Here is a 10726-nt window from a genome sequence, read left to right as displayed (position 1 = left end):
AAAATTTCAAAAACGAGCGATTTGTATAGTTAAGCTCGTTGGGAAAGTTCTATTTGAAAGATTCGAAGATTTTTTCGGTTTACACGTTTATGGTCTTGACAGGATGATTCTATGGTTGAAGTAATGAAACATATTTTCATTTTCGTCAACATGGAGATGAAAACGCAACTAATCATTTGGGCTTGACTTCTAAAACTATTTGAAATTATTCATAAAACCAATACGTATTAGATTGGAGAAGAAATAAAACAACCGGCAAAGGGTTCAATTCTCTTCGATTGATTCCTTCTTTGATAGATAATAACCGCTTACAAATTTCTAAATTACGACATTATTCTTATGAATTGTACGAAAATTCCGAATATTTTCGAATTTTATCGACTATTTCATGTGGAATATCCATAATTGTAATAGTTACAGGACAATCAGTTAAAGATTAATGAGATCTGCTATATAATTTATTCACAACAGATTGAATTGAGTTCAGTACGATGAAATAATGGTCAGATTGTTTCTGGAGCCGATTAGAACTCAAGGAGGACTCACTCATGAGTAAAACCAACAAAATCAAGAGCCTGCTCGCACTCAAAGGTGTGAAGAGCGTTGACTACACCTACGCGCTCGGTCTTTCCCGTCCGCAGGCCCTCAACACCAAATATTCCCGGGATGCGTTTTCGGGCGATGACCTGATCCGCCTGGCAGAACTGACAGGCACTCGTCTTGCCTTCGTAGACCCCTTCACAAGAGAAACCCTGGTCATGTTTGACTCAGGCGACGTAAAGCCGAAAGAGACTGAAGAATAAACTGAGTTCCAATTGGTGAAGGAAACCGGATCGTAAGCGGAAAGCATAATCGCATGCTTTCTGCTTTTTTCATGCTCACGGGTCGTAAATTTGAAAGAAAACAGGACAGACCCGTAGACAGCAGCTTTGCAGGCGATATAGAAAAACGTCCCTTTCTTCGACTGGAAATTCGATAGGGAAGGGACGTAAGAATTGTCAGGTTTTGACCAGAACGCCTGCAGTGAAGTTTATTCGGTGCGCAGCGCTTCGACCGGATTCTTGCGCGAAGCCATCGAGGCAGGAATGAGTCCGGCAATCATGGTCAGCGCGAGGTTGATCAGAACCAGAATGACCGCTCCGTTAACCGGGAGACTGGCAATACCCGCAACACCGGTCAGGTTCTGGACGATCATGGAAATTGGAATGTCCAGCAGTGCAGTAATTCCAATTCCAAGCAGACCGGAAATCAGACCGATGATAAAGGTTTCCGCGTTGAATACTCTTCGAATATCCCGTTTGGAAGCACCCAGGGCACGGAGAACGCCGATTTCCTTGATGCGTTCGAGAACGGAAATGTACGTAATGATTCCGATCATGATCGAGGATACGACCAGCGATACAGAAACGAAGCCCATCAAGACGTAGGAAATCAGGTTGATGACCCTCTGTACGCCGGAAAGCATTACGCCCACGGTATCGGTATACGTGATAATGTTTTCCGGTTTTCCTTCATCGTTCTGAACGTTGTTGTATTCGGTGATCAGATCGCCAAGCTTTTCCTTGTCATCAAAGCTCCTGGCATACAGCTTGATGATGGATGGTTCGTTGAGATCGATGACGCCAAGATCCGAAAGGTTGGAATCGTAGGTGGCGTTGATGTTGTTGTTATAGGTGGTGATGTAACTGAGCAGCTCTTTCTGGGGCATGCTCTGCATCTGCATCATCTGTTCAGGGGTAAGCTGATCCATCGAGAACTTCTCGCCGTTGGTAAATTCGCGTCCGGTAAAGACGTTGATTTTCGGATCGGCTTTCTGTTCCTTAACGATTTCGGAGGCATCCGCTTCGTCGGCTGCCCAGTTGCGCAGGGAGGAATCGTAAAGAATTCCACCTAATGCGGTTGAGGAAACGGTCTTTTCAGCCGGTTTCACGATACCGACAATTTTCACCGACTTGGCTTCCTTTTTAAGCGCGTCCTTGATGAAGTCTTCGTTGTCGGACTGATCAATCCAGAGACCGTTGACTTTCTGATACAGCGCGGAGTTTGGCAGGACGGAAAGCTCCATGCCGATGAAGTCTTCGTTGGTGTAGTTTTTCGTTTCGGAAACTTCAATCTTGTCGGTTTTGCCATCTAAAACGTTCTGATAGTTTTTCACCAGTTCGTCCTGATCAAGCAGACCGGCAGAGTAGAGGGCGTAGTCGGTAATTTCGTTGTTCTTATCGACAGCCAGCAGAATTTCACTTTCGTCTTTTGGCCAGGCGCCGTCGATCAGCTGGTAATTGTCTTCGCGCAGAGCCTGGGAATCCGGCATCTGGGTCCAGATTTCCTGGTTCATCGGCGAACTTACCCCAAACGCGGACTGAACCTGGCCCATCTGACTAAAGCCGAGCTTATCGATCAGTTCGTTCGGCGATACGCGTACCAGACCATAATCCGAATTGGAATTGAAGACAGTCATATCCATGCCGTACGAATATTCAATGGCTTTTGCGGTGGATGTGAATTCATCCCCCTGATCCGATTCCAGATATTTCTTGAATTCGGCGAGGTTGTTCGTCTTGGATGAAGAAATGGAATCCAGAATGGATTCGACCATTTTCGAGGTCGTGATTTTTCCGTCTTCCATTTCGCTGGCTTCTGTCTCGTCCTGCATATCCATCATCGCACTCATCATGACCGACATGTCCATCGTGTTGTCTTTCAGCTCAATCGGATAGTCCGCCATCGTATCGTTCTCAACGCGGGTAATATAATCCTGAACCCCGTTGGAAAGGGACATGATCAGACCGATTCCGATAATGCCGATGGATCCCGCAAAGGAAGTCAGAAGCGTTCTGCCTTTTTTGGTCATCAGGTTGTTGAACGAAAGGGAAAGGGCTGTCCAGAAGGACATGCTTGGCCGTTTGAGCTTCTGCTCTTTGGCTTCTTCCTTTACTTCTTTAACCGGCATGGAATCGGAAATCATCTTGCCGTCCTTAAGGCGGACAATTCGGGTGGAATAGCGTTCGGCCAGTTCCGGGTTATGGGTAACCATGATGACCAGACGATCCCTGGCGATTTCCTTAAGCAGTTCCATGATCTGCACAGAAGTCTCGGAATCCAGCGCACCCGTCGGTTCATCGGCCAGAACGATTTCCGGATCGTTGACCAGAGCACGGGCGATTGCAACACGCTGCATCTGACCGCCGGACATCTGGGTCGGCTTCTTGTTGATCTGATCTTTCAGACCGACTTTTTCAAGCGCAGCGATTGCCCGCTTCTTTCTTTCTTCCTTAGGAACTCCGGAAAGCGTCAGGGACATTTCGACGTTCTTGAGTACGCTCTGTTGCATGATCAGGTTGTAGCTCTGGAAAATAAATCCGATTCGATGGTTTCGGTATGTGTCCCAGTCTTTATCTGTATATTCCTTCGTGCTTTTTCCATTGATGATCAGATCGCCGCTGGTGTACTGATCGAGACCGCCAATGATATTCAGAAATGTCGTCTTGCCGCAGCCTGAAGGGCCGAGGATGGAGACGAATTCATTGTCCCGGAATGTGACGCTCAAGCCGTTGACCGCATGAACGATCTCATCGCCGGAGTAATACTCTTTGACAATATTTTTACACTGAAGCATTATTCGCTCCTTTCATGAATTCTTAGATAGAGTACAGGAAAAATGTGGAAATTCCATGGCATACGTCCAGCAAGATCTGACATTTAATTTTCTGTTAAGGAAATCAACCGATACGGCCGCTGCTCTTTTGTGGTATCGATCTTTTTCTTTTGAAAGAACTCGAACCTATATAGAAATACTACATAGAGTATCTATTGATTTTTCCGATCTCCCCGTTGGAAAACAAGAACAATCCTGCATTTCAGCTGTCGCGGACGATGGAATTTTGATGAACCGTCCTGAGTTAAAAACGAAGCAGATTTCGCCAGAAAAGCGCCTCCTTATCTCGTAAAGATAAAGAGGCGCTTTTCCATGGGGGTCAGTTATCCACTCTCCGGCCAGAACAAAATCGGTTTGAGGGAAGGAATGAATCGCTGTATGCAAAATGCGGCATAAGCATATTTGAGATCGGATTATCAAAAATTAGTAATTTTGAGAATTTAAACAATCGAGATATGTAAACGATTACAATTACACTAGTGATTACTTTTTCGTGATTACAGCTGGTCCTGTTCCGAAATCCGGGCAAGCTTTTCGGATCTGGATCAGTTCCTGACTCCTGAAAAGGAGAATCGCCGCAAAGAATCTAGAAGCCATTTCATCCTGCGCAGGGCAAGGCGAAGGATAAGTTGTGCGTTTTGCGGCCGAATCGGTCTTCTTCTATTCCATTGTCACTCGTGACAGACTGGCGAACTCCGGGCAGTTTCCAACTAAGAAGACTGATTCAAAAGAGAAAAAAAGGCTCTATATAGAAAGGAAAAACATGAAAAAACATTCACGCATTTTTCTTCAGGTTCTCTGCAGCGGATGCATGGCTTTTGGAAGCGTTACTTCTTCCCTTATGCCGGTCTTTGCGATTGAAGAAACAGATCCAGGTGCACTATCCGAAGTTCCTGTCGCAGTGCCGAATCTTACCAAACTGCCCCTCACGGTGGATTTAGAAGGAGAGTCCTGGGGAAGCGGCAACGGGGCAGACAAAGCAATCGATGGCGATATGGCACCATTTTTGACGGCCTGAAGAACAGTTACATGGTATTCGATCTTGGCGAAGAGAAAACGATCGCCGGTATTGGATACTGCCCGCGCACCAACGCAGGCAACAATAATTATGCCGCCAGAACGCAGTATGGCGTGATCGCCGGAAGCAACGATAAAGAGACCTGGACGGATCTTTATACCATTCCGGAAGTCCCCGCTCAGAACAAAATTACCCAAGTACGCGCTTCTTCGTTTAATGAAGGCGTTTCTACATCCTATCGCTACATCAAATATTACAAAAATGAACGAGGAACGAACCCCGATGCAGATTATGTAAACATTGCAGAATTTGAAGTGTATGGAGAAGGTACTGATTATGTCCTTTCGGATCTTTGCGGTTTGAAAGGAAACGTTTCAGCGCTTCCGCAGTCTGTTATAGCTGGCGGAGTAGAAAGAAACGTAACCTGGCAGATTCCGGATCTTGACGGTCGGATTCCGTTTTCGGTAATCGATGTAACTGGAACCGTTGAGGCAGCGGAAGGTCTTCCAGAAGGGGCCATTACTGCGAAAGCCTGGCTGTATCCTGCAGATCTTGAATATCTGATCAATGGAAATGCAGCAGAGAATGATCCGCTCTGGACACTGGCTAAAAAACTCGATCCAGGACTGCTCAATACAGAAGCCGCAGATCAGGGATGGGAAGAAGGAAAATCCTGGGGCGTCATCGGTGAAAAAACCACAGGCACTGCTGCCAGCGACGGCGATTACGGAATTACTGGATCCAATTCCTCCCTTAGTCCATATGACTATGGCTGGTGGGCTGGAACGAAGAATGAGGATTCCCAGAATTTAAAGATTAAGCTGACGCTTCCAGCCGGAAAGCATACGATTCAGGTCGGTACCCATGGATACTGGTGGAATTCGGACAGCCGGCGCGGTCAGAAGGCGTACTGGCGTCTGGAAGACGGAACGGAATACGAACTTGGCGACTGCAGCAGCACCGAAGAGAATGCGCAGGCTTTCCGTTATGAAATTGATCTGAATACTGACCAGACGGGAACGCTCGTATTCAAAAAGACTGGAGAAAAAGAGCCGACCATTGCCTGGGTTACTGTATCCGGAAAATACGATGGACTGGATCGTTCCACTCTGAATACGTTCTATGATCATGTAAAAGATTACGAGTCCGCACAGTACAGCGCGCCTTCCTGGGAAGGATTCCCCGACGCGCTTGCAGCTGCCGCAGAGGCACTCAAAACTCCGCTGCCTACCGAAGAAGCAGTAAGTGAAGCTTTGACCAATCTGCAAAGAGAAGCTGCTGAACTGAAGCGTCTGTTTACGCTGACGTTTAAAAACGGAAACGAGATCTTCTATACAGTAGAGAATGCTGTAGAAGGCGGCCCGCTTAGCAGCTATATCCCTGCGGAAATCCCGACTGGACCTGAGGGCAGTGTATTTATCGGCTGGGGCATTCAGGACGGAGATGTCCTTTCCGGCAGCCGCCTTGAATTTACAGCCCAGTTCAAAGGGGATACGACCAATCTGGCAAAACTGGTAAGCGATAACGAAAACAAACTCGGTACGGATGATCAGATTCCGGATATCTATACAGATGAATCCTATACTGCGTTCAAAACGGCCATGGATGCTGCTAAAGCAATCACAGAAAAAGAACTGCCTACAGTGGATGAAGTGAAATCCGCTGAAGAAGCGCTGACAACTGCTGTAGCGGGACTGAAAGATGCGGTTATCTTTACCTTTAAGACCACGGAAGAGGATGCTTCTCCAGTAAAAGTAAAAGTGGAAAAAGATTCTGCTCAGTCCGTCTGGGAAAACAAAGTTCCTTCTTTCACCCGTGAAGGATTTGTCTTTACCGGCTGGGATGCTGAGCTTCCTCAAACAGCCATGGCTTCGACCACATTTATCGCCCAGTGGAAATCTGCTCTTGTCAGTCCGGTCGCGTATTTCCCGTTTAACGGAAACCCGAACGACCACGTTGGAAACTGGGATGGTGTTTCGATTGCGGAAGATGGAATTCGCTATGATGACGAAGGCAAAAATGGCCAGAGTATCCATATCGATCCCAATAAAGGCCTGAAATTTGAAAATACTTTCGGCATCGACGATGATTCTGACTGGACCATCAGCTTCTGGGCCAAATCCGATCTCGAATATTCTACAAGTACTTCCGATCTGAGAACGTATTCCATTATGCAGGATCAGACTGAATCCACAGAGCTTGCTCTGCGCCTTGGTCAAACAAGAGCTGGGTTTGGCATTCGTGTCAATCCGGAGAGTGGAGGCGTCCTTTCTTTAAGCCAGGAACCTTTTTTAAATAAAGACGCGTGGAATCATTTTACCTATGTTCATGATGAAACTGCAGGTCAGGTGAAAGTATATGTTGATGGCGTACAGAAGGGCGTAACGCTGGATGACGAACGAACCGGATGGAAAATTCATTTCCCGGGATACTATCTTGGAAAATCCGATTTCCAGGGATCGGTAGATGAACTGCGAATTTTTAATAGAGCCTTGACCCCGGAACAGATCACGGATGTCTTTAACGACCCGCAGCAGACGACGAAGATGTACACGATCACGTTCAAATATGGTAATGACGTCCTTGCTTCCGATGAATATGCGAAAGCCACATCTGCATCGGAGATTCAGGCAGCTGCTGAAAAAGCACTTGAAGACAACAACATCACGGCAGAAGCAGGCACGATCGCTTCCTGGAATAAGGAATTTGCGGACATCGACGCAAACGAAGAATACGTCTTAACTTTTGTTGCGGATAAAACGGATCTTCAGAAGGCCTACGATGACTACTCTCTTTTGAGTAATGCAGATCGCGCATGGACGGATGCTTCTTTTGCGGCATTGACAAGTGCTCTTACGAGCGCAAAAGCAATCCTGGATAAGGCAGATGCATCTGTTGCTGAAGTTGGTGATACTCTGAGCGCCCTCAATTCGGCCCATGCGGGACTGAAAGAAGCTGTGAAGGTTACCTTTGATTCCAAAGACGGATCTGCAGTGGGTCCAGTTTATGCTCCAAAAGGGGAAGTTTTTGAGGCTCCAGAAAATCCGACACGCAGCGGATTCGAATTTGCAGGCTGGTTTAAAGATGAAGCCTTCGAAACCCAATTTGTATTCGGTACAGATACCGTCGAAGAAGAGACGACACTGTACGCAAAGTGGGTAGCAACCGATAAAGCGCCGCTTGGTAAAGCACTTGATCTGGCAGCAGATGTTCTCAAGAGAAATCTGATGAGCGCAGCAGATCATGAGGCTCTCAATACATCCATTACCGCCAATCAGGAAGTTTACGAGGCAGTGGATTCTACGGTAGAACAGATTAATGCTGCAGTTCAGGCGGTTCTCAACGTGCTTCAGGATAAGGATGCAACTGGTGTAGCCATCACAGGCGTATCTGGCATTGCTTCTAAGAGTACGAAAAATTCGACTACAGAAGGCCGCAATTCCAGAATTGAGGAAACACTCGACAATGATCCGCAGTCTTATTACCACTCGGATGACAGTACAAGCGAGCTGGTTGCCAAAGATCGAAACCTGTTCTATGACCTTGGCGAATCGAAAGATCTGTTTGCGATCAGCTTCCTGCCCAGACAGTACACTTCTCCGATTAACGGAGACCTGTTTAATGTTGAAGTATATGCGGGAGAATCTGAGGAAGAAATGACATGCGTAGGTACCTATGCGTTTGACCATGCAGTCGATGGCAATGAGGCGTATTTCAGCAATGAAACGCGCGACCAGTACCGCAACATGTACTTCACCCCAGTTCACGCTCGTTACGTCAATCTGGTGATTAAAGCCACTGGAGGAAAGTCTCAGCCTGTGAACACGACGGCAACCGTGGCAGAAGTAAAATTCTTCTCGCCAAGTGATAAGACGGATTTGAATGCCTCGATTGAAGCAGCAAAAGCAAAATCTGAAGATGCTTACACTGCCGCTTCCTGGAAGGCTATGCAGGACGCACTCGCAAAAGCGGAAGCTGCTGCTGCAAATCCAGCCGCTTATCAGACGGGAGACAACAGCGTGGATGCAGCTAAGGCAGCGTTAGATACGGCTGTTGAAGGACTGGTTGAGAAAGTTACCGTGACATTCGATGTAGACGGTACGGCAACCTCTCAAACTATTGATCCAGGAACTCCTGTCGATAAACCTGCTGATCCAGAAAAGACTGGCTATACCTTCGACGGATGGTATGCTCCAGAAGCGGACACGGCCTTTGATTTCACAACGAAAATCGACACGAGTGTTACGCTGACGGCACGCTGGACGATTAACAGCTACACGGTGACGATGAATGCGGATAACGGTTCTGAAGCGACAACCGTTAAAGCAGACTACAACACAAAGATCACTGCTCCGACCGAACCGACAAAGACTGGCTGCACCTTTGCTGGATGGTTTGCGGAGGATTCCGAAACCGCGTTTGATTTCAATACGCCAATTACTGCGGATCTCACGCTGACAGCCCATTGGACGATTAACACCTATACCGTGACGATGAATGCGGATAACGGTTCTGAAGCGACAACGGTGAAAGCAGAGTACAATACGAAGATCACAGCGCCGACCGCTCCAACAAAGACTGGTTACACCTTTACAGGCTGGTTTGCGGCTGGTTCTGATACCGCATTCGATTTCAATACGCTAATTACTGCAGATCTCACACTGACTGCGCATTGGACGATCAACTCGTATACGGTCACCTTCGAATCGAATGGCGGATCGGATGTTGCTGCTGTTTCAGCCAATTACCACACGACGATTGAAGCGCCGACCGCGCCCACAAAGAACGGCTATACGTTCGCAGGCTGGTTTAAGGACGAAGCACTCACACAGACTTTCAACTTCGCTTCCGATAAGATCACGGAAAGCACGACCCTCTACGCGAAGTGGGAAGCTCCTGTTGAAGAGAAAGTAACCATTACCTTCAATACCGGAAAGGGCAATCCAATTGATTCTGTCCAGATTAAAAAAGGCGAAACGTATACTCCTCCTGCAAACGCAACGCATCCAACCGAAGGATACCGTCTGGTCGGCTGGTTTACGGATGCTTCCTGCTGGGACCGCTACGTACCAGGTCCTGTAAATTCTGATCTGACGCTTTATGCGAAATGGTCAAATATTTATACGATCAAGTTCAATACGGGTGCTCCGGATACGACTGTCGCACGACCTGTACGCTATAACGAAAAAGTCACTGTACCGACCGTTACTGCACCTGAAGGAAAAGTTCTCGAAGGCTGGTATACCGACAAGGAATACACGCAGAAATTTGACCTGGATGCTCCGGTTACTGCAGATCATGAACTCCATGCCAAATGGGTAGATGAGGAAAAAATCACTGTCACCTTCAATACCGGAAAGGGTAATCCAATCGATCCTGTCCAGATTAAGAAAGGCGACACGTATACTCCGCCTGCGAACGCCACGCATCCAACCGAAGGATACCGTCTGGTCGGCTGGTTTACGGATGCTTCCTGCTGGGACCGCTACGTACCAGGTCCTGTAAATTCTGATCTGACGCTTTATGCGAAATGGTCGAACATTTATACGATCAAGTTCAATACGGGTGATCCGAATACGACTGTGGCACGACCTGTACGCTATAACGAAAAAGTCACTATCCCGACCGTTACTGCACCTGAAGGAAAAGTTCTCGAAGGCTGGTATACAGACGAGAACTATACACAGAAGTTTGATCTGGATGCTCCGGTTACTGCAAATCATGAACTCCATGCCAAATGGGTAGATGCAAATCCGGAAGAGCAGCTCGACAAAACGCTGATCATGATGGCGACGGATAAAGCCGCATCCATCCTCAACGCTCTGACCAGCTTCCATAACGAAAGCGCCAAAACAACTTTCGCAGAGAAGAAGACAGAAGCAGACAGCGCAAAATCGTCTGCCACAACGCAGAAGGGACTCGATGATCCCGCAAAAGCTCTGAATGACGCAATGCTGAAACTGCGCAAAGCGCCATCCAAAGACACGCTGGATACACTGAAATCTTCCAAATAAACGGTTTCAAAGAAAAGAATGTCAGGGCGTCTGCCGATC

4 protein-coding genes are annotated in these 10726 nt (G+C 47.3%); 3 read left to right on the top strand and 1 reads right to left on the bottom strand.

Annotated features, from left to right (window positions below):
* Positions 1–548 precede the first annotated feature (548 nt).
* The gene (locus tag ACLUYS_RS07475; RefSeq protein ID WP_230267986.1) at positions 549–803 is read left to right on the top strand and encodes a hypothetical protein; all 255 of its coding nucleotides are present in this window, start codon (positions 549–551) and stop codon (positions 801–803) included.
* 227 nt (positions 804–1030) lie between these two features.
* Here the strand turns inward: ACLUYS_RS07475 and ACLUYS_RS07470 are convergent, their stop codons facing one another.
* On the bottom strand, positions 1031–3616 hold the full coding sequence (locus tag ACLUYS_RS07470; protein WP_412659512.1) for an ATP-binding cassette domain-containing protein: 2586 nt from the start codon (positions 3614–3616) through the stop codon (positions 1031–1033).
* A gap of 670 nt (positions 3617–4286) precedes the next feature.
* Here ACLUYS_RS07470 and ACLUYS_RS07465 point away from each other — a divergent pair.
* Together ACLUYS_RS07465 and ACLUYS_RS07460 are read left to right on the top strand one after the other, a co-directional pair.
* Entirely contained in the window at positions 4287–4673 is a 387-nt protein-coding gene (locus ACLUYS_RS07465; RefSeq protein ID WP_412659511.1) for a hypothetical protein, read from the top strand.
* The gene (locus tag ACLUYS_RS07460; RefSeq protein ID WP_412659513.1) at positions 4607–10687 is read left to right on the top strand and encodes an InlB B-repeat-containing protein; all 6081 of its coding nucleotides are present in this window, start codon (positions 4607–4609) and stop codon (positions 10685–10687) included. The genes ACLUYS_RS07465 and ACLUYS_RS07460 overlap by 67 nt, the downstream gene beginning before the upstream one ends.
* Positions 10688–10726 lie beyond the last annotated feature (39 nt).

This window comes from Allobaculum sp., from assembly GCF_047010065.1.
In the GTDB taxonomy this organism is placed as follows: domain Bacteria; phylum Bacillota_I; class Bacilli_A; order Erysipelotrichales; family Erysipelotrichaceae; genus Allobaculum; species Allobaculum fili.
Note: the sequence above shows the minus strand (reverse complement) of the source record. Positions and strands in the feature narration are given on the sequence as shown.